Genomic DNA, 20,246 nt, shown 5'->3' with positions numbered 1-20,246 from the left:
TTTTCCAATTGTCCAAGCTTGAAGTGTACGAAAAAAGAGCCGCCCGATGAGCGACTCTCTTCTTACTATGATTCGTTTAGCGAGCGTATACGCCAGGACCAAACGGGAGATCCAGGAAGTACCAAGCTGTCAATTGCAAGATCCAAACAACCAGGAAAACGATTGCAAATGGAGTCATGGTAGAGAAAATCGTACCCATTCCTGCATTCTTATTATACTTCTGATAGAAAGCCAGGAAGAGCGGGATGTACGGATTCACAGGTGAGATCGTATTGGTTGCGGAATCCGCAATCCGATAAGCGACCTGGATAAACGCCGGGTTGTAATCCAACAGCATCAGCATTGGCATGAATACAGGCGCGAGGATCGCCCACAGTGCTGAACCACTCGTGATAAACAAGCTACAGATACCCGTGAAGAGCGTAAAGGCAATAATGATCGGCAAGCCTGTCAAACCCATGTTTGTCATGAATTCTGCGCCATTGACAGCCATCAAGATACCGATGTTGCTCCAGTTAAAGAATGCGATGAACTGTGCTGCTGTAAACGCTAACACAATAAAGCCGGACATATCCTTGATTGCTTCGGACATGTAATGCGGAATGTCCTTCGATGTTTTAATCAGTCCCATTGCTCTACCGTACACGAACGATACGGTCACGAAGAACAGCAGGATGATTGGAATAATTCCTTTCAAAAACGGTGATGTCATGAAGTCACCTGTCTTTGGATCACGCAACAGCGATCCTTCTGGAACGACCAGCAATGCTACAATCACCACGAAAATCAACGCTGCGATACCAGCTTTGCGCAGTGCTTTGTTTTCTTGAGGAGTTACTTCTTCGAATTGTACGTTTCGATCGCCGTGATACGTGCCAAGACGTGGTTCGATAATTTTATCGGTAATCCATCCGCCAAAGAAAGCGAGGATTACAACGGAAGCTGACATGAAGAACCAGTTATCTACTGGCGTAACCATTGCGTTCGGATCAATCGTTTTCGCTACTTCGGTACTGATCCCTGCCAAGAGAGCATCTGTACCGGCGATGAAAAAGTTCGCTGTAAAACCGGAGGATACACCAGCCATACCAGCTGCAAAGCCTGCAATCGGGTGACGCCCCATTGCCAAGAACACAAGACCGCCAAGCGGAGGAATAATAACCATGGCTGCATCAGAAGCAAGATTTCCCAAAATACCGACAAAGACAATTGCGTAACTGACAACTGATGCCGGAATACCTGCCATCATTTTGCGTAGAACAGTCGTCAAAAGACCGATTTTTTCTGCCAGTCCAATTCCAAGCGTCATCGCCAGAACAAGACCAAGTGCTGGAAATTCAATAAAGTTTTTCAGCATACTCGTTAAAATCCAGTGAATTCCTTCGACACTGAGCAAACTCTTCACTGCAACCTCTTCGCCTTTTGCAGGATGCATAACCGAAAAATCCATAGCTGCGAGGATTGCAGAGACTACCATCAATAAACCACACAAAATAATGAACAACACAAATGGATGCGGGAGTTTATTGCCTACCGTTTCAATCCATTTTAAGATACCTTTTTGCTTCATCAAATCTGCTTGCACATTCGTGCCTTTCGCCATAGTTTCGCCCCCATAAGTCGTTTGAATTCCCTGAATGTTCTTGCGGCTTGGCAACCATCCTCGGGATGAATGATTTGGTCTGCCTTCTCTAGCGATCATCACCGTTGATGGTTCTGCGGGAGAAAGACGAAGTGAGCTTCCTTTTTTTCGTGAAAGCCTTTCCAATAATCGAAAGGCTTGTACACAATGCCTTTTTTGTGACTCCAACTTTTCAGCAGAAGTTCAAATTCTGTAGGCAAAGTTCACTCTCACATAATTACTTTCTAATATGATTATATAATTTAGAAAATGCATGTCAATAATTTTTAGACTATTTTATGAAATTTTCGCTTTTTGGATAATTGCTGTCATTTGCAGGTCTATAGTAAAATAGAAATCGAGAATGAATGATCACGGAGGAATGACGTATGTCTGATGTTATCGTGTTCAAAGGGGCCATTGCTTTCCCTATTACATTGGATCCAACCGTTTGGGTATTTGATGAACGCAAATTCGATCTGAAAACATACGCGGGCGAAGATGATAGCTCGCTAGCTACGCAAACAAAGTATTTGCATGGCACGGGGACGCAGTGGGATAAGGAATTGCGCGAGGGGGCTACACTTCCTTCCGAACGAAAAAGCTTAGCTGAAGAACGTAAAGTGCTCGAAGGCGAGTATGGAATCCGTCTTGATCCCTTCATTACAAATGCTGAGCCCCTGCCAGAGGTGACTCATGTCCGTCTTCACCGTCAGGATCAGGAGGCGATCGTTCTTCCACTTGTAGAGGCAAGAAGAGCCATCCTGCAATTCTCTAAAGACGGCAAGCCTATTAAAGACGATGGCCCTGTGTACTTCTATTTGCCTGAAGTGTTGCTAGCAAATGAAGCACCGATCAAAGGAATTACGGCTTTGGAGTTTATTACCGAGTAAGCGTAAGATAAGCCATTTCCCACAGAACAAAAGCCATCCTCCTTCGAAAAAAGAGGATGGCTTTTGCCATATGTTACGTATGTGTGATGATATTGCTCTTAGGCGCTGAACTGTGTAATACGGATATTTCGATGCTGTAGTTCTTCGCGAAGCAATTCGATAAAAGCTGCATCTAGTTGAAGGTCGGTAGCGCGATGATATACTTCTATCAACATTTGGTCACTTAAGTATTTCACCTTTGCTCACCTCCATCTCTAATATGAGCCCATTGTATCAGAAGCATTCGCATCGAACAACCGTTCGGATATCCACAAGCGATGTGGACATCTTGTTGGTAACATGTGGGCAACTTGTGTGTAACTCATAAGCATCCAAGCATTTCCTTTGTGGATGTTTTTTTCCTTTTATCCACAGCCAGTCGAATTTTGTCGAACGAATGATATGACTATTCTGTCTTAATTGGCCTTCAAGTAAAAAAGCCACCCTCTACAGGATGGCTTTTGTCGTTGTTTTTATGCGTTTGCAGCTTCTGTCACGTGCAGAACTTGCTTGACTCGGTCAATTGCCCAATCCAGGTCTTCTCTACTGATGACGAGTGGCGGTGCAAAGCGAATGGTCGTCTCATGTGTTTCTTTACACAGGAGGCCCAGTCCTTTTAGTTTTTCGCAATATGGACGAGCCGCTGTTGTCAGCTCCAAGCCAATGAACAAACCGCGACCGCGAATTTCCTTGATGATCGGGTTGTTGATTTCTTTCAATTTCTCCATGAAATATGCGCCCATTTCCAGGGAGCGCTGTACAAGACCTTCGTCAGCCAATACATCCATAGCTGCTACGGCAACTGCACATCCGAGTGGATTTCCGCCAAAGGTAGAACCGTGGGAGCCTGGCTCAAAAACGCTCAAGATTTCTTTATCCGCTGCTACTGCGGAAATCGGGAACACGCCGCCACCAAGAGCTTTCCCCATGATGTACATGTCTGGTACTACATCTTCCCAATCGCTGGCAAACATTTTACCTGTGCGACCGAAGCCTGTTTGGATCTCATCGCTGACCAAGAGTACATTGTTTGCTTGACATACCTCTTGTGCTTGTTTCAAGAAGCCATCTTGTGGAATGATGATTCCTGCTTCCCCTTGGATCGGCTCCAGCATGAATGCTGCTGTGTTCGGTGTAATCGCTTGCTTAAGTGCTTCGATATCTCCATAAGGAATGATTTTGAAGCCAGGTGTGAATGGTCCGAAGCCACGTCTGTACTCTTCTGCAGACGAGAAGGACGTCACTGTAACTGTACGGCCATGGAAGTTGCCTTCACATACGATGATTTCTGCTTGGTTTTCCGGTACTTTTTTCACATCATAAGCCCAACGACGAACCGCTTTGAGTGCCGTCTCTACTGCTTCTGCACCGGTGTTCATTGGTAGGATCATTGCTTTTCCTGTTACCGCAGAGAGCTTCTCGTAGAATTCACCCAGCTGGTCATTGTAAAAAGCACGGGAAGTGAGCGTTACTTTATCAGCTTGATCTTTCAGAGCTTGGATGATACGTGGATGACGATGCCCTTGGTTCAGCGCAGAATATGCACTCAGCATATCCAGATATTTATTACCTTCCGGATCGTATACCCATACGCCTTCTGCTTTGGAAATAACGATCGGTAGCGGATGATAGTTGTGCGCACCGTATTTTTCTGTTTGTTCAATAACCACGTTTGTTTTACTCATGTCGTTAGCCTCCTTCAAGATCACTTGCTAAAATTATCTAGCAAGAATGATGCCAAACAGAAAAACCCCTACAAAGTCGATCCTATCCGAACAAATAAGCAAAATAATTTTGCATATTATGTTCCTATTCTTTTGCAGTGCATAATGTTTTTGCACTCATTCCCTTTATGCTATGATACCATCATAAGGAAAGGCTGGTGACCACGGTGTCGTCTTCTACGCATAATTCTTCACCTGACACTCTCTTGCGCATTTATGAACATATTTTGGACAGAATGAATGAAGGTGTACATGTCATCGATTCGGAAGGGACAACGATTGTCTACAATTCCAAAATGACCGAGCTGGAATCAATGACCAGACAAAACGTTTTGCACAAACCTTTGGCAGAGGTTTTTCAGTTCCCGTCAGGACAGGAAAGTACCTTGCTCACATGCTTGCGTACCGGAAATAGCATTCGCAATACACGCCAAACGTATTTTAATGACATACAAAAAGAAATTTCAACCATCAACAATACGTACCCCATCATTGAAAACGGCAAGATCATCGGCGCGATGGAAATCGCAAATGATGTCACCAAAATGGAACGATTGATCAGAGAAAACCTGCTGCAAAAAAACGGGTCACGCTACACATTCGAGCACATTATCGGGAGAAGCGGTCCTATTCTCGATGTCATAGAGAATGCCAAACGCGCAGCACGCACCTCCTCTTCCGTATTGGTAGTCGGTGAAACTGGTGCCGGGAAAGAGCTGTTCGTGCAAAGCATCCATAATGCCAGTCTGCGTGCAGCTGGTCCTCTTATTTCACAAAACTGCGCTGCTCTTCCAGATAGCCTGATCGAAGGGCTTTTGTTTGGAACTGCTCGCGGAGCATTTACCGGCGCAGTGGAGCGACCTGGATTGTTTGAGCAAGCGGAAGGCGGAACACTTTTTCTGGACGAAATCAACTCGCTTAGTATGCCACTACAGGCAAAATTGTTGCGTGCTCTGCAAGAGAAGTCGATTAGACGCATTGGTGACACAAAGGATCGAACGATCGATGTACGCATCATTGCGGCTATTAATGAAGATCCTGTTGAGGCAATCGCGAACTCACATTTGCGAAAAGACCTGTACTATCGCCTCGGAGTCGTTACGTTGTTTCTCCCCCCGCTTCGGGAACGCAAGGAAGATATTCCGATGCTGGTGAGCCATTTTATCGAAAAATACAATGAGCTGTTCCAAATGGAAGTAAGAGGCATCAGTGACGAGGTTCTGCAATTTTTTATCCAGCACGATTGGCCTGGTAATGTGCGTGAACTTCAACACTTGATTGAGGGGGCCATGAATTTGATGATTGACGAATCAACCATTCGTTATGAACACTTGCCCTTACACTTTCTGCGTCGTACGCCAGCCAGTTCCGTGACGGTCGAGCAACCCTCCCCTCACGCGTTGCCATTTGTGGACGAAGGAAAACCGTTGAAGGAAACCATGCAAGAATTTGAAACAGCATATATTCACCATGTTGTGGAACGCTATAATGGAAATATTTCTCGAGCAGCTAAGGAATTGCAAATCAGTCGTCAAAGCTTGCAGTATCGCTTGCGTAAGTTGGGGATCAAGGGATAAAGCATTTCTAGTTTGAGTCAACATAGTGGAGAGGAGGAAAAAGCACAGGTCTCTTCGACTCTGACACGCCAGCATGGAGGAGTCACTGGCCGTCTCCACTTCAAAAAGGGGACCGTCGAGCCAAAGCCACCCTACGGGCGGAAGCTTCTCACGGAAGAAGTGTTCGACAAGCGTGGTCCCCTTTTTGAAGTTCCGACTGGGTAGGCGTTGTCAAGGTCTACGAGCCCTGCGCTTTTTCTTCTCAACAGTTTTGTTGGTTTATCGTTACCTTCTAAAAACTTTCATGTAATCTCATGAAGTTCAATAAACGCCAAGATATTTGGCGTTTTTTTAATTATTTTGCATTAACTGCCGAATCATTTTGCACTTTTTGGTAGTATACACCTCAAGAATATTATTTTCATAAAATATTTCTTTTGGTATCATTCTTGCAGAGCATATATCTATCGCGCCTGAAAACGCATACATCCATTTAGCATACTCGCGTGAAGGAGAGGGTTATATGTCCACAAGCAACATGGAACAGCACAATCAATTGAAACGAACGATGAACAGCAGACACCTCTTTATGATTTCCCTTGGCGGCGTAATCGGAACCGGGTTATTTCTCGGATCAGGTTATACAATTAGTCAGGCAGGACCAGTTGGTGCCATTCTCTCCTATTTAGTCGGCGGCTTTATCATGTACCTGACTATGCTATGTCTGGGCGAGCTGACAGTTGCCATGCCAGTGGCGGGTTCGTTCCAAACATATATGACCCGCTTTGTTAGCCCAGCACTTGGGTTTGGTGTAGGTTGGTTGTATTGGCTTGGTTGGGCCGTGACCGTTGCTTTAGAGTTGTTGTCATCAGGACTGCTGATGCAACGATGGTTCCCTGACTCACCTGTTTGGATGTGGTGCGCGATCTTCGGTGTAGTGCTCTTCGCATTAAATGCTTTATCAGCTCGAGCGTTCGGTGAATCCGAGTTCTGGTTTTCCAGCATTAAAGTAAGCGCTATCATCTTGTTCATCATCTTGGGTGGAGCGGCGATGTTTGGCTTCATCGACCTGAAAAACGGTCAGCCTGCGCCAATGCTCTCCAACTTTACAGAAAGCCCTCTTCTTCCTTTTGGAATTACAGGTTTGTTGATGACGATGATCACTGTGAACTTCTCCTTCCAAGGTACCGAACTGATCGGGATTGCGGCCGGAGAAAGTAAGAATCCAGAGGAGACAATTCCGAAAGCCATTCGTACGACGGTTTGGCGCACACTCGTATTCTTCATTCTGGCGATTGCCATTGTGGCAGGGATGATTCCACACCAACAGGCGGGTGTGATTGAAAGTCCATTTGTGCTCGTATTTGACAGTATTGGGATTCCTTATGCGGCTGACATTATGAACTTCGTTGTCCTAACAGCACTTCTGTCTGTAGCCAACTCTGGATTGTACGCAGCAACTCGTATGCTTTACTCCCTGTCCAAAGAAGGAATGGCTTCGAAAAAGCTTGGGGCCATAAATGGAAAAGGGATTCCGATGAACGCCTTGTTGATTACGTTTGCAATTGCTCTCTTGTCTCTACTGTCTGGTATTTTTGCAGAAGATACGGTGTTCATGGTACTGTTGTCCATCGCTGGTCTCGGCGCACAGATAGGATGGATCTCCATCTCCGCTTCACAGCTCGCTTTCCGTCGCCATTACCTGAAAAATGGCGGCAAGCTGGAGGATTTGAAGTTCCGTACACCTTTGTACCCGATCCTGCCTTTGATTTCCTTGATCTTGAACTTGCTCGTTCTCGTGAGTCTGGCATTCGATCCAGAACAGCGCATCGCCTTGTACTGCGGAGTTCCGTTCATGATCATTGCGATATGCGTGTATCAATTCCATTTTAAAAAGAAACTCGAAGCCTAAAGCCAAAAAAAAGCTTGCAGCCCCCTCATTCAATAAGGGACTGCAAGCTTTTCATGTTTTATATGCGATGCGATAAGCTTGGCAATGCTACAATGAGATCCGGACAATTTCCGTAACGACTACCATGGCAAAGACTGCAAATCCAAGGGAACTCGTTACCAGCAACATACGCTTGAGCTTTTTCATATCTTCCATAAAATTCCCTCACTTTCTTGCGCCAATCATCTCTATCGTTATATACGTATGAACGATGGAAAATGTTTCATTTCGCCCAAAAATATTTACGATCGAGCTATTTTCTTTAGACCATTTCCGATTTGTCCGGTTTGTTGTTCCATGCGATGCAGCATCCAGGCCACCCAAAATCCGATGACCAAACAAATGGTCCACGGTAGCCACGGTGTTTGCATGCGCAGCCCTACATCGTACACCCATCCTCCCGCTATCTGTCCGAAAGAACCCCCGATGGCAATCGAATACCCATTGAAACCGTAATAGGCGCCCACCAAGTCCTTGGGAGCAAAACGCGGAACGACATCCACCAGATTCGGTACCGCAATCATGCTACCCAGTGCAAATAGGAAAACATCCAAGAGAATGAGCCACAATGAATCGGCAAACGTGAACAGAAATAGTCCCACACTCATAAACAACGTCCCGATACCAATCAAGGTAAGCCTTTGCTGATAACCCTCCAGCAATTGTGTAACCTTCATCTGAAACAATATCACAAACAGCGAGAGCGCAGAAAGCACAATCCCTACATTCGCCTTGCTATGCGTAACATTTTCAACAAACAGCGGAATCGTTAAGAATACCTGCATATTCAGGTAATAATACCCCATCAAAATAAAGGTAAATCTTACAAACTGCTTGTCCTTCACTACCGTGGACATACTTTCCCATATACTATGCCGTGTATTAGTGGCGCAAATCGGTGGGAATAAAAAGAAGATCACGATTGCATTCAGTCCGAACACGGCCCCTGCAAACAACGAAATGTACGTAAAATCAATGGCCGAGAGTGCCGTCCCTACTATTTGGGAACCGACAACTGCAATATTACCAAGCACATTGCGGAGGGAGAATACTTCTTTTCGAATGGCCTCAGGTGTAATGATCGCATAGGCAGCAGAACAAGCGGGTTCAAACAACGCCCCACCCAATCCAGAAAGAATCGCGGCAACAAAAAAGTGCCACGTCTCGGTACAGAATGCGAACATCGCAAAACCAACGGCACGTACGCCCAATCCGAGGAACATCGCTCCTTTGTATCCGAAAGCATCCGCCATCACACCGCCTAAAAAGGCAAGACCTTGCTGGGAGAACTGTCTGACACTCAGGACAATCCCTGCCATCGTCAGTGTCCAGCCGATGCTACCCGTCAAATACAAAGTGAGATATGGGATTAAGGCATAAAAACCCATATTCATCATAAAAGATGTGCTTAACAGCAGCTTCACTGAAAAGGGCGTTTCTCGCCACCATTCCCACTTCATTCAAATACCCCTCGCTCTCCCGATACCCCGCATGAAATAAGGATATCCCCAGCTTAGCGAACAGGGTATAATTTGGGAAACGAACATTTTTGTATATGGTAATCAAATATTTAGATAAGAGGGATTCCAACTGTATGGACTTCGAACAATTACGCGCTTTCTACACATTGGCCCAGACGAAGAATTTCACCAAGGCTGCGGAAATGCTCCACTTAGTCCAGTCTACGGTGACAATGCGAATCAAGCAACTGGAAGAAAAAGTTGGCAAGCCTCTTTTCGTTCGTGATAAAAGAAGTGTTGAGATTACCCAAGCGGGCTTAACCCTTTTACCGTATGCAGAGAGAATCCTCAAACTGTCCCATGAAGCCTTAAATGAAGTCGCTTCCCTCCAGCCTTATGAAGACTATTTATCGATCGGCAGCTTAAACGCAATCTGGACGTCCACCCTCGAGCCGATCTTGAAAGAGTACCACTATCGGTATCCACAAATTGCTATCAGCACAAAGACAGGGCACTCATCCGATGTCATCCAGTATTTGCTGGACAACGTGATTCAAATCGGAATCGTGTACGTTCCTCCGTCCCTTCCCAACTTTGAGGTCATTCCGACGTGGGATGATGAGATTGTCCTGGTTTGCTGTCCAGAGAGCCCCATTGCCGCATCTACTCACGTCGATTCGCGCGAGCTGCGCAATCTGCCGTTGCTGTACGTGAATTGGGGCCCTCCCTTCAACGAGTGGATCAGACAGACACTGCCACGTAATTACGTACCCAAGCTGACAGTAGACAAAGCAGAGCTCGCCATCGATTTGATCAAAGAAGGTCTCGGAGTGAGCTTGATGACGCGCTCTACCGTAAAAGCTGAGCTTGCGGCAGGTAGGTTGAAGGAACTGATCATAACAGGCAATAAGCCTCCCAAACGCTCAGCGTATATCGTCTTGCCTAAGGACAAAAAAAATAAACCCAGCGTAGAAAAATGGCTGAGTTTAATGAGTGAATTAGGGTATTCCACATAGCTTCGTGATTACCTGGAATGTGGTATGGGGTCGACGACCGTGCTTCGTCTCCCCATCCATCCTTCATAGCCAAGACGAAGGAGATAGTACCAGCACATCGACAGGAAAAAGCCAGTAAGCACATCACTCAAATAATGAACGCCCAAGTACACACGGCTTGACGCGAGCAAAGCCACGAAAATAAAAACCGCAGGCTGCACGAGCAACGACCATCTTTTCTCCGCAAACCATTGGGCAATCCACCATGCAACCATGCAATAAAAGGCTGGTCCAATCATTGCATGACCACTCGGAAACGAAAAGGACTCCGGCAACTCAATCAGATTGATGCCACTCGGTCTAGGTCTGGCAAAGAACAGCTTTAAGAGCTCATTTGCTATTTCACTAGCACCAAGGGAAATGAGAATAAACATTGCCTCCACACGATATTTCTTTATGTATAGGACAACGAAAATGATTACCGCTACAGGTACAAGGAACATACCTCCGCCAAGATTGGTTACAAAACGGAAAAAAGCAGTCCCTGCTTCCGAGCGAATCGACTCTGCAAATACGATTGCAGCCTGATCCATACCTGCCACTTTACCCGCTACATAGAGCGCAAACATGATTGTGGCAAGAACAGCAAACGTAAGTGCTCCGAGTACATATTCATTTTTTCTAGTTGTCTGATTCATTGTTAATCTCCTCTTTCCATCAAAAAGCGCAAGGACTCAGCAAATCGCTGATCGTCTTCACGCGTACGAGCAGCAGGCCCCTTCGTACGACCTCCCCCGCGCCGATATCTCGCTTTTTCATTTCGTTCTTCCAAATGAAACGTAATCCGTTCTGGGTCAAAAACCATCCCGTGCGGTGTCAGTGCATAGGCTCTCTTCCCGAGAATGAGTGCTGCCAGACCAATATCTTGCGTCACCACGACATCCCCTGAGCTCGTTTCGTTCGCCAGCTTCATATCTACCGCTTGTGGGCCAGCATCTACCGTTACATGATTTTCGTTGCCGATTTGATGATTATAGCTGGCAAAGGTCAAACAGATCCAGTCGAGCTCCTTGCACAATGCTTGGGCAGTCAAGAGAGCTTGGCGCGGACAAGCGTCCGCATCGATAAGAACACGTCCTTTTGACATGGGATCTCCTTTCATGTGTATTTCTCTCCACGTACCGATTCATTTTTGGTATGATGGAGGTGGAGAGGAGTGAGTTCACCTTTGCGCTATCAATTTATCCATGATGAACGGCTAGGTATACGTCTTCCCGTGCTGCATCTGGAATGGGAAGATTATTCGAATCTAGAAAGAGCGGACATATTACTGGAATGGGAAGAAATCCGCGCGACCATTCCGGATCAAATACACGGGGTAGAGAAGGTCATTATTGAGAAAACTAATCAAATGTCCGAAGAAGAAAATTTCGTACGGTCTTGCGAATTGAACAGCGAGATTCACGATTTGGCCAGTGTTATTAATGATCTTAATATATGGTTCCGTGTCCAGCAAGACCATGGCTCCAAAACCCATCAATAATTCGTTTATTAAAAGCAAAAGCTCCTTGGCTTCATTTTTAGCCTCGGAGCTGTTTTTTCATAAGGAACGCTATGCTTTTTTTCGCTTGCGCCCAATTTCTAACGCCTTCAGCCCTGCCACATGCGGAGCGGCCATCGACGTGCCATTCAGCTTTTTAAACTGATTCCCCGGCCAAGTAGACAGGATATCAACCCCAGGTGCCTTCATATTTACGCCCTTGCCTCTTGCACTGAAGGTTGCCAATTTTCCCGCTTGATCAATCGCACTGACACCTAAGACACCATCGTACCGCGCTGGATACTCCGCTTCCCCCCCTCCGTTGCCTGCCGAAGCTACCATCACGATTCCTTGCTGATTGGCCCGAGCAACTGCTCTCGCCATTGCTTCGCTATGCTGGGGCATGCCAAAGCTCATGTTGATGACATCCATCCGATTGGCAATCGACCATTGCAGGGCCTGCAAAATGGTAGACAAAGATGAGTTGCCCGCTTGATCAAAAGCACGTACATCATATAAATGGGCCTCTGGAGAAACGCCGACAATGCCCCTTTGATTCATTTCCGCTACGATAATCCCCGCTACATGCGTACCGTGTCCGTTTTGTTTGCCGCGCACAAGTTGGATGCCACCCTTTATTTGATCCTTCAAATCAAAATGATCGCGGGAGATTCCCGTATCGATAACGGCGACCTTGACGCCTGCTCCGCGCCCCTTTCGCCACAATCTCTGTGCACCCACGTATTGCACGCCCCACGGAATTTCATCCTCCCCTTCCGCATGGACACTTACTGTGATGTTCTCTTCTATCATCGCTTTATACTTTCGAAAAAGCTGCTCATGCTGCTCAAAAATCTTTTGTTTGACACATAGGCAAGAAAGGTCATCATAGCATCGCCATGGAAGTCTCTCAGTTTTGGACAGAACCTTGGTTTTCAATTCTGACAGTATCTCGGTAAACGGCGTATCCCGATGAAAGCTGACAATTTTCAACCTACTAGCCTCCTGTCATGCGTCGTTCTGACTCATCCTATGTCACGGCTCCCCCTATGGGTTTAGGCCATTGCACAACGTTGACCAAAATAGGCGAATTGCCGCGTGAATCTGTCCAAGCGAACTCCCTTGCTTTTCCATATAACTGCATAGGGCAGGCGTATTCCTTTGAAAGGAGCGAAACATCATGGCAAAAGGAAAAGCAACTGCAAGAGTCAAACTCAAAGCGAAGGACAATCCAAGTTCCCTCTTGAAAACCATTAACAAAAAAAGCAAGAAGAAATGGACGATGGGTGATATTCGATCGCTGGCAAAAGACTTCTCCATGAAAGACTTGAGAGACGAAAAGAAATTAAGCGAGTTGATCAAAAAAGTTAGCAAAGCTGTAGGTGTCAAACTTTCGGATAAACAAATGTCCAGTGTAAAAAAGCAAGTGCATGATCGGCTCGGATAAGATCATTTTTTGGGCTTCGCCCCTCTTTGGCGAGGCTTTTTTTTTGCAAAACAAAAAGAGAGAGCGAAAAATCGCTCTCCCTTCATGCCAAGCTGATACCCAGTGTTTTCGTTAGTCGCAAGAGCAAGCAACGATCACGAGCAATACGAACAACACCAGTATTAAAGCAAAGTCGTCAAATCCTCCGTTGAACAGACTCATTCGCTTTCCCTCCTTTGCCAGCAACTAGTCATACTGTATGTGCGAATGCTCAAGAATGATTGGACCATCGCCTATACAAGACCGTTTTTCCCTGTTTTTCACACAGTTACTGGCAAATGGCAAGGAGGTTAACTCGCTTGTCTTTCAACTGGCTCTGGCAGTCCATACTGCTTTTTCATGACATGACGCCAAAACGGAATCGTCCGTTGAATCATCGGTCCCGTTAACAGTGCAATCAGTATCGTGCCGATTGACACAGGTCCGCCCAAAGCAGCACCTGCAAGCAGTACGGTTACTTCTATGATGAGTCGTACTCGCTGGATACTCCAGCCAAGACGCTCGTTCATCGCCAGCATGAAGCTGTCGCGCGGTCCTGCCCCAAGAGAAGGAGATAAATACATCCCGATCCCGACAGCCAAAACAATCACACCTACGAGAAACATCAAGAGCCTCGCCCAGATAGATTGCAGCTCAGGAATAACATCCGACCATAAGATAAGATCGAGAAAAACGCCAAAGCAAATCATATTTAAGAACATTCCAAAATTCGGCTTCAATTTTGCCACCAAATAAGTGGCGAAAATGACAACGACTCCTACGATCTGAGACCATATGCCAATCGTTAATCCAAATGTTTTTTGCAGGCCAATGTGAAAGGTTTCCCAAGGTGCTACCCCGAGGTTTGCTTTAATGGCCAGTACCGTACCCAGTGCACCAACGAACAAGCCAAGCACAAACATCATGTAGCGCACTGCAATCGACCTGTTGAACCCTCTGCCGGACACGTCTGCTCATCTCCTGACGATGTAGTTTACTTCCAGCCTGCAATGACTTCGTAAAAAAGTCCGTCCTTACGGTAATACGCTTCGGATTTGGAGAAGTTCAGGTAGGTCTGTGCCTCTGCAAGCTGCTCTCCCGTCAAAATGACCTGACGTTGCTTGTTTTCATCGTCTCGATATTCGACGACGAGGCTGACTTCTTCCGTCTCACAATGTTGAATAAGTTCTTCTGGTGTAGCAAAGGTAATCCGCTTCATGCTCCCCCACCTCCTCCATCGTGATCATTCATTTTCTCTCTCGCTTTACAGAAATGCTGCCAAGATCATCTGCCAATTGGGTCGCCGGAAAAATTTGCTGCGCTTCTGCCAACAGATCCTCCATCGAAAAATCTCCGTCTTCATCTTCATAACGTGGACTGAAGTGCGTCAGACACAGTTCTTTCACGCCTGCTTCTTTGGCAATTTGAGCCGCCTCGCGTGCTGTGGAATGTCCGCTTCTGGTCGCCAGCTCTTTGTCGTGATGGGCGTAGGTCGCTTCATGGACGAGCAAATCTGCCCCTTTGGCCAGCTCCAAGACTGCTTGGCTTGGTTCTGTATCTCCGCTGAAGACGATTTTGCGTCCAGGCTGCGGCTCGCCAACGAAGTCCTTTCCGTCCAGAACTCGACCATCCTCGAGCGTGACCTGTTCTCCTCTCTTCAAGGCTCCAAATAGCGGCCCTGACGGCACCCCGGCCTGCTTTGCCAGTTCTACTTGAAAAGCTCCTGTCTTCTCCTTTTCCATCACGGCATAAGCAAAAGAAGGCACGCGATGTTTCGCCATTCGACAACTCACCACGATCTCTTCGTCCTCGTAGATTACACCTTCACTGACGATTTTTATTTCCAATGGATATTGCAAATGAACCGGACTTGCCTCCATGACAGCTCGAAAATATCGGTCGAGCCCTGGTGGTCCGTACAATTCTAACGGAGTCGGTTCAGTATTGCGCAAAGACCGGCTCGCAAGCAGTCCAATCAGTCCGTACAAATGATCCCCATGCAAATGAGTGATAAAGATTTTATCCAATTGACTAATTTTCATCGGCGCTCGTAGTAACTGGTGCTGAGTCCCCTCTCCACAGTCAAACAACCACCACTTGCCAGCCTGTAAAAATCGCAAGCCGATCCCACTCACATTTCTTCGCGTAGTGGGTGCACCTGATCCGGTGCCTAAAAATGTTACGATCACGCTATTTCCATCTCCTTTGTGGCCCTCTCTCATCATGTGCCTGTCTCGCTCTCTAGGCATTCACCCTTTTTTGTCTGGGCGCATAGCCTACAACATACAAAGCCTAGCAAGGAGGGACTCCTACTCATGAAACGATTTTTGGCGCTGGGGCTGGCCGCTTTTCTCGTTCTGACGGCCGTCTTGACTGGCTGCTCCAGCACTCCCGAAAAAATAAGAATTGGTGAAGTGACTCGGTCTTTGTTTTACGCTCCGCAATATGTCGCACTTGAAAAAGGTTTTTTCAAGGAAGAAGGTCTGGAAGTTGAGCTCTCAACCATTCCCGGCGGAGATAAAGTGATGTCGGCTCTGTTATCCGGCGGCATCGAAGTCGCGCTCGTCGGCTCCGAGACCAGCATCTACGTCTCTCAGCAAGGAGCAGCCGATCCAGTTGTCAACTTTGCACAGCTCACGCAAACGGACGGTACCTTTCTCGTCTCCCGCAACAAAATGGATGACTTTACTTTCGACAAACTAAAAGGCAGTGTCTTCTTGGGGCAACGTAAAGGCGGCATGCCGCAAATGGTCGGGGAGTATGTACTCAAAAAGCACCAGATCAATCCGCAAAGCGACCTGGAATTGATTCAGAATATCGAATTCAAAAATATTGCGTCTTCCTTCGCATCTGGTACCGGAGAGTATGTACAACTGTTTGAACCGGAAGCCTCCCGCTTTGAACAGGAAGGAGTCGGCCATGTCGTCGCCTCTTTTGGCAAAGAGAGCGGAACCGTTCCTTACACCGTCTTTATGACAAAACAAAGCTATATCGACAGCAACGCAGCAACTATCCAAAAGTTTACCAATGCGGTCTACAAAGGGCAACAGTGGGTTGCCAGCCACAGTGCAAAAGAAACGGCAGATGTGATCGCGAAGTACTTCCAGCAAATCGATCCCACTATTTTGGAAAACGCGGTTCAACGTTACTTGGAGCAGGGCTCCTATGCGACTGATCCTATTTTGGACGAAAAAGAATGGAACCAACTCCAAGACATTATGGATGCAGCCGGTGAGTTAAAGCAACGCGCTGATTACACCAAGCTGGTAAACACCACTTTTGCGACCCAATCCAAGGAAGGGAAATAGGCCGTCATGAAGCAGATTTCTTCTACGCCGGCAAAAATAGAACTCGGCCACGTGACCCATCTTTATTTATCCACGACCAGGGCGTTCATGGCGGTCCAAGACATTAACCTGCGCGTGGAGGAAGGCGAATTCATTTGTCTGGTTGGTCCCAGCGGTTGTGGAAAGACTACGCTGCTCTCACTCATTGCAGGGCTCGAGAAGCCGACAGCAGGCAAGGTGTGGATCGACGGAAGAAAAGTCAGCGGAACGTCTAGGCAAGTTGGCTACATGCTTCAGCAAGATTATTTGTTCAACTGGCGTTCCATCGAAGATAACGTGTTTCTCGGACTCGATATCCAAGGCATCCGTAACAGGGAGACAGAAGAGTACGCCCTGCATCTGCTGGATGAAATGGAACTGTCTGATGTGCGCAAATCCTCACCTCAGCAGCTGTCCGGCGGCATGCGGCAGCGGGTTGCACTCGTGCGTACACTCGCCTGTCAGCCTGATGTGCTGTTGCTTGACGAACCATTTTCGGCATTGGACTACCAGACCAAACTCAAGCTCGAAGACCTGATCTTTTCAACGCTGCGTCGGCACAAAAAAACGGCAGTCCTTGTGACACATGATCTCTCCGAATCGATCGCAATGGGTGATCGCGTTTATATCTTTTCACGCAACCCGGGACGCATCAACAGCGAGATTGTCGTGCCCAGCCCTATCCGGGACGCTCTGCCATTCGACGCTAGAAATCATGATGGATTCCAAGACTTATTCCATCGCGTGTGGAAAGAGATGGAGGTAGTATCTGATGCAGCCAAAGGAAATTGAATCCTTCCATCGCCGCTACTTGCAGCTAGAAAAGCGTATGAGCTTTTCCATCTTTTCCACTCAGTTGTTCCTCTTTCTCGTTTTTCTCGGCTTATGGGAGCTCTTGGCTCGAACCAACACCATTAATGTGCTCATCTTCAGCTATCCATCCAAGATTTGGGCTCAATTTTGGATGCAATTGCTGGATGGCAGTCTTCTCCCACACGTCGGTTTGACAGTATGGGAAACGATCATTGGCTTTCTTTTGGGAACAATACTCGGTGCTCTTATCGCAACGATCATTTGGTGGTCGCCATTTCTCTCTCGCGTACTAGAACCTTATCTGGTTATTGCCAACAGTATGCCCAAGGTAGCACTCGGTCCGGTTTTCATTGTCGGCTTTGGGCCTGGATTGCTCTCCGTCATTGCCATGGGCTGCGCGATTTCTATCATCATCACCACGATCAACGTCTACACCAGCTTCAAGGAAGTCAATCAAAATTACGTCAAAGTCGTCCAAACACTCGGGGGCAGCAAACGACAAATCTTCACGCTCGTCATTTTGCCAGCTACCATTCCAACCCTACTCGCAACGCTGAAAGTGAATGTCGGTCTCTCTTGGGTGGGTGTCATCGTCGGGGAGTTTCTCGTATCCCAGCAAGGCTTGGGGTATTTGATCATATACGGTTTCCAAGTGTTTAATTTTACCCTGGTCATGATGAGTCTCGCTATTATCGCTGTTATCGCTACCCTGATGTATCAAGGCGTAGCCTATATAGAGCGGCGGCTCACCAGCCAGTTTAAATAGATGGCTTCTACAAAAACGGTGCCATTCATCTTCCGGGGATGATTGCACCGTTTTTCCATGGACCAAAATGTTCTGACGAGGTTAGGGGGCAACGATCTCGACCTTTATTCTATCTGGGTCCTCGAAAAACAAGGCGTAATGCCCCTCTCCTCCTGCATGCGGGTGTCGATCCTGATAGAGCAAGGTGATGCCACGACGAGCCACTTCCTCCCGCAGCTTTTCCACATGTTCTTGATCCCGTGCGTAAAATGCCAAATGATTCAGACCCACTCGACAACGATGATACGGGGTATCGAGGAAGCGTTCTTCTGCCTGCACAAATACCAGATAAGTACCGTTCTGTTTCCAACTAATCCCACTTGCCCATTCTTGATAGCGCACATAGCCCAACTCACCTTCTAGCAACCAGCCCCAAAAATCTTTTGAGCGCGCCAGATTGGAGACATACACTTCAATATGATGCAGCATCGCGATCCCCCTTTTCGTATAGAAAAACGCCCGACAGCCAAATGCCGGGCGCTACCACTATCGATTTACTTCCAAAACTTCCACCAGCTCTTATTCGTTGCCGTATCCCCTGCTTGCGTCTCAACGACCTTTTGTTGTGCCGCAGCCTCGACTTCCAGTGCTCCCGGCACCCGATTCAGGAAGTGATCGACCATTGGCTTGTAGTTATCTGGCAAATGCTCCTGCATGTTTCGCAGGATGACAATTGCCTTTTCCATTTGATCGGTCGCCAACAGCGCGTTGGCATAGTTGAAGCCAGCATAAGGATATGGGAAATGTGGCGTCCAGAACTTTTCACAAATCTGAATCAACTGATAGACATAACCCGCTTGTCCCAATTCACCAGTCACAGTCATGACGACCTCAAAGCGGTCTTTCGCTCCTTCAATCGCTACCGTGTACCAATTCATCGCATGCAGGAGGTCCTCATCCGCCAAAGCAAGACGAGCCAGCTGCAGCGGTGGTCTCCAAGCGCCTTCTTTACTTGCCAGCGCCTCAAGCTGCCCTTTCAATTCATCCTTTTTCCCTCTTTGCAAGAAGCTCTCGACAAACATGTTCAAGCCATTTTCTTGATTCGGGTCTTTGTGCAAACCTGTATGTAGGGTCTCGAACGCTTTTGCCTCATCTCCCTCAAACGCGAAGATTTTTGCCAAATTGGTGCAAGCCGTACCCGAGGACGGGAATCGTTCCAGACAATCTGTCAGGATTTTTTTAGCACTTTCAAATTCTCTCGCCTGCATATGAACGACTGCACGGAAAATGAGAGCAGACTCAATTGGCCCATATAATTCGAGAAGCCTGTCGGCGGCGACAGCGGCTTGCTCATGAAATTGACCCTTCACCAACTCCATCGCAAAATCGCGAAGCTTATCTTTTTCATCCCAGTACTTATCCAGATTTTGCGGAATGATTTTTTTCTGGTAATCCTCTCGGGACATATCGATGGTTTGACCAAGCTCATTGGTAAACGTCACAAATTCAGACATGAAACAGCCTCGCTTTCATTTCCTCACAAAAGTTTCAAATGCTTGTTAAAGGGACAAGATATTTCCAAAGAAGAAGAACGATTCTCCACACAAGGAAAACCGCCAATTAGATCCATGCTTTGATATTTACTTTACGGATAAATTCCTCCATTGATTCCTTCGCGGGTTCGTCATTTGCCTCTTCTGCAGCTTCCATGCCCATCAATTGTCGAAACAGTGCTTCGTTCCTTGTCGCCAATGCAAAATCAAGTAAAGCCTCCTGTGAGATGCGATCAGCTTCTTCCTCCAGCAATTGCTCCTCCAAGGCGATATCCTCTTCTACAACGGCGATATGCTTATCAATTTTCGGAATGCGTAAAACCCAGGAAAATGCGCTGTCCGGATTGCGGTCACGAGCAATCAGGTAACCGTATTCACCCAAAGGCAAACCTTGCTCGAAGGAGTCGGCAACAATGACGACGCGTTGTCCAAGCTTGAACATGAGCGTCAACTCCCAGTAAAGATTAATTCTAATCATACTAAATTGTATGTGTTCTTGGGAAGAGCAAACCCTAAGGATAGGTAAACGCACAAAAAGTTTGTTGCCCGAACCAAAATAAGGTAC

23 protein-coding genes are annotated in these 20,246 nt (G+C 46.9%); 9 read left to right on the top strand and 14 right to left on the bottom strand.

Features of this window, described 5'->3' with window-relative positions; genetic code table 11:
• Nucleotides 1-76 precede the first annotated feature (76 nt).
• Nucleotides 77-1,603, bottom strand: a complete 1,527-nt coding sequence (locus tag ACFYU8_RS00420; protein ID WP_390296921.1) for an AbgT family transporter — start codon at nt 1,601-1,603, stop codon at nt 77-79.
• A 407-nt stretch (nt 1,604-2,010) separates the two neighbouring features.
• Here ACFYU8_RS00420 and ACFYU8_RS00415 point away from each other — a divergent pair, with 407 nt between their 5' ends.
• The gene (locus tag ACFYU8_RS00415) at nt 2,011-2,514 is read left to right on the top strand and encodes a molybdopterin-binding protein (protein WP_390296924.1); all 504 of its coding nucleotides are present in this window, start codon (nt 2,011-2,013) and stop codon (nt 2,512-2,514) included.
• A 98-nt stretch (nt 2,515-2,612) separates the two neighbouring features.
• Here ACFYU8_RS00415 and sda read toward each other — a convergent pair whose 3' ends face one another.
• On the bottom strand, nt 2,613-2,750 hold the full coding sequence (gene sda / locus ACFYU8_RS00410) for a sporulation histidine kinase inhibitor Sda (protein ID WP_390296927.1): 138 nt from the start codon (nt 2,748-2,750) through the stop codon (nt 2,613-2,615).
• 276 nt (nt 2,751-3,026) lie between these two features.
• Entirely contained in the window at nt 3,027-4,238 is a 1,212-nt protein-coding gene (locus tag ACFYU8_RS00405; RefSeq protein ID WP_390296930.1) for an ornithine--oxo-acid transaminase, read from the bottom strand.
• Nucleotides 4,239-4,435: 197 nt separating this feature from the next.
• Here ACFYU8_RS00405 and ACFYU8_RS00400 point away from each other — a divergent pair, with 197 nt between their 5' ends.
• Nucleotides 4,436-5,854: a sigma-54 interaction domain-containing protein gene (locus ACFYU8_RS00400; RefSeq protein ID WP_390296933.1), complete on the top strand. Its 1,419-nt coding sequence runs from the start codon at nt 4,436-4,438 to the stop codon at nt 5,852-5,854.
• 502 nt (nt 5,855-6,356) lie between these two features.
• Nucleotides 6,357-7,745 carry an amino acid permease gene (locus tag ACFYU8_RS00395; RefSeq protein ID WP_390296936.1) on the top strand — a complete coding sequence of 463 codons (1,389 nt, stop codon included), beginning with the start codon at nt 6,357-6,359 and terminating at the stop codon, nt 7,743-7,745.
• A 281-nt stretch (nt 7,746-8,026) separates the two neighbouring features.
• Here the strand turns inward: ACFYU8_RS00395 and ACFYU8_RS00390 are convergent, their stop codons facing one another.
• Nucleotides 8,027-9,244, bottom strand: a complete 1,218-nt coding sequence (locus ACFYU8_RS00390; RefSeq protein WP_390296939.1) for an MDR family MFS transporter — start codon at nt 9,242-9,244, stop codon at nt 8,027-8,029.
• 134 nt (nt 9,245-9,378) lie between these two features.
• Between ACFYU8_RS00390 and ACFYU8_RS00385 the strand changes: the two genes are divergently transcribed.
• Nucleotides 9,379-10,260 carry a LysR family transcriptional regulator gene (locus ACFYU8_RS00385; protein WP_390296942.1) on the top strand — a complete coding sequence of 294 codons (882 nt, stop codon included), beginning with the start codon at nt 9,379-9,381 and terminating at the stop codon, nt 10,258-10,260.
• A gap of 8 nt (nt 10,261-10,268) precedes the next feature.
• Here ACFYU8_RS00385 and ACFYU8_RS00380 read toward each other — a convergent pair whose 3' ends face one another.
• Both ACFYU8_RS00380 and ACFYU8_RS00375 read right to left on the bottom strand, forming a co-directional pair.
• Nucleotides 10,269-10,937, bottom strand: a complete 669-nt coding sequence (locus ACFYU8_RS00380) for a phosphatase PAP2 family protein (RefSeq protein ID WP_390296945.1) — start codon at nt 10,935-10,937, stop codon at nt 10,269-10,271.
• A 2-nt stretch (nt 10,938-10,939) separates the two neighbouring features.
• A complete protein-coding gene (locus tag ACFYU8_RS00375) occupies nt 10,940-11,386 on the bottom strand; it encodes a YaiI/YqxD family protein (RefSeq protein WP_390296948.1) in 447 nt (148 codons plus the stop codon).
• Between the two features lie 69 nt (nt 11,387-11,455).
• Between ACFYU8_RS00375 and ACFYU8_RS00370 the strand changes: the two genes are divergently transcribed.
• Nucleotides 11,456-11,782 (top strand): hypothetical protein, encoded by a 327-nt coding sequence (locus ACFYU8_RS00370; RefSeq protein WP_390296951.1) that lies wholly within the window; start codon nt 11,456-11,458, stop codon nt 11,780-11,782.
• Between the two features lie 69 nt (nt 11,783-11,851).
• Here ACFYU8_RS00370 and ACFYU8_RS00365 read toward each other — a convergent pair whose 3' ends face one another.
• Complete coding sequence (locus ACFYU8_RS00365; RefSeq protein ID WP_390296954.1) at nt 11,852-12,772, bottom strand: S8 family peptidase; 921 nt, start codon at nt 12,770-12,772, stop codon at nt 11,852-11,854.
• A 187-nt stretch (nt 12,773-12,959) separates the two neighbouring features.
• Here ACFYU8_RS00365 and ACFYU8_RS00360 point away from each other — a divergent pair, with 187 nt between their 5' ends.
• Nucleotides 12,960-13,226 (top strand): stage VI sporulation protein F, encoded by a 267-nt coding sequence (locus ACFYU8_RS00360; protein WP_390296957.1) that lies wholly within the window; start codon nt 12,960-12,962, stop codon nt 13,224-13,226.
• Nucleotides 13,227-13,337: 111 nt separating this feature from the next.
• Here ACFYU8_RS00360 and ACFYU8_RS00355 read toward each other — a convergent pair whose 3' ends face one another.
• From ACFYU8_RS00355 to rnz, 4 genes are all read right to left on the bottom strand, one after another.
• Nucleotides 13,338-13,427, bottom strand: a complete 90-nt coding sequence (locus ACFYU8_RS00355; RefSeq protein ID WP_100169674.1) for a YjcZ family sporulation protein — start codon at nt 13,425-13,427, stop codon at nt 13,338-13,340.
• Nucleotides 13,428-13,555: 128 nt separating this feature from the next.
• A complete protein-coding gene (locus tag ACFYU8_RS00350) occupies nt 13,556-14,212 on the bottom strand; it encodes a YczE/YyaS/YitT family protein (protein WP_390296960.1) in 657 nt (218 codons plus the stop codon).
• Nucleotides 14,213-14,238: 26 nt separating this feature from the next.
• On the bottom strand, nt 14,239-14,463 hold the full coding sequence (locus tag ACFYU8_RS00345) for a hypothetical protein (RefSeq protein WP_390296963.1): 225 nt from the start codon (nt 14,461-14,463) through the stop codon (nt 14,239-14,241).
• A 28-nt stretch (nt 14,464-14,491) separates the two neighbouring features.
• A complete protein-coding gene (rnz, locus tag ACFYU8_RS00340; protein ID WP_390296966.1) occupies nt 14,492-15,433 on the bottom strand; it encodes a ribonuclease Z in 942 nt (313 codons plus the stop codon).
• Nucleotides 15,434-15,559: 126 nt separating this feature from the next.
• On the opposite strand from rnz, the gene ACFYU8_RS00335 reads away from it, so the two are divergent.
• Genes ACFYU8_RS00335 through ACFYU8_RS00325 form a run of 3 tightly spaced genes read left to right on the top strand, consistent with a single transcriptional unit; the run spans nt 15,560 to nt 18,149 of the window.
• Nucleotides 15,560-16,552 carry an ABC transporter substrate-binding protein gene (locus ACFYU8_RS00335; RefSeq protein ID WP_390296969.1) on the top strand — a complete coding sequence of 331 codons (993 nt, stop codon included), beginning with the start codon at nt 15,560-15,562 and terminating at the stop codon, nt 16,550-16,552.
• Nucleotides 16,553-16,558: 6 nt separating this feature from the next.
• Entirely contained in the window at nt 16,559-17,362 is an 804-nt protein-coding gene (locus ACFYU8_RS00330) for an ABC transporter ATP-binding protein (RefSeq protein ID WP_390296972.1), read from the top strand.
• On the top strand, nt 17,343-18,149 hold the full coding sequence (locus tag ACFYU8_RS00325; RefSeq protein WP_390296975.1) for an ABC transporter permease: 807 nt from the start codon (nt 17,343-17,345) through the stop codon (nt 18,147-18,149). Before ACFYU8_RS00330 ends, ACFYU8_RS00325 begins: the two co-directional genes overlap by 20 nt.
• Nucleotides 18,150-18,230: 81 nt before the next feature.
• Here ACFYU8_RS00325 and ACFYU8_RS00320 read toward each other — a convergent pair whose 3' ends face one another.
• The 3 genes from ACFYU8_RS00320 to ACFYU8_RS00310 form a co-directional block, all read right to left on the bottom strand.
• Entirely contained in the window at nt 18,231-18,617 is a 387-nt protein-coding gene (locus ACFYU8_RS00320) for a VOC family protein (RefSeq protein WP_390296978.1), read from the bottom strand.
• A 65-nt stretch (nt 18,618-18,682) separates the two neighbouring features.
• Entirely contained in the window at nt 18,683-19,642 is a 960-nt protein-coding gene (locus ACFYU8_RS00315; RefSeq protein ID WP_390296981.1) for a tetratricopeptide repeat protein, read from the bottom strand.
• Between the two features lie 106 nt (nt 19,643-19,748).
• Nucleotides 19,749-20,123 carry an ATPase gene (locus ACFYU8_RS00310; RefSeq protein WP_390296984.1) on the bottom strand — a complete coding sequence of 125 codons (375 nt, stop codon included), beginning with the start codon at nt 20,121-20,123 and terminating at the stop codon, nt 19,749-19,751.
• Nucleotides 20,124-20,246 lie beyond the last annotated feature (123 nt).

It is taken from the genome of Brevibacillus sp. NPDC003359, from assembly GCF_042878995.1.
Taxonomy (GTDB): domain Bacteria; phylum Bacillota; class Bacilli; order Brevibacillales; family Brevibacillaceae; genus Brevibacillus.
This window is presented reverse-complemented; position numbering and strand designations above follow the sequence as displayed.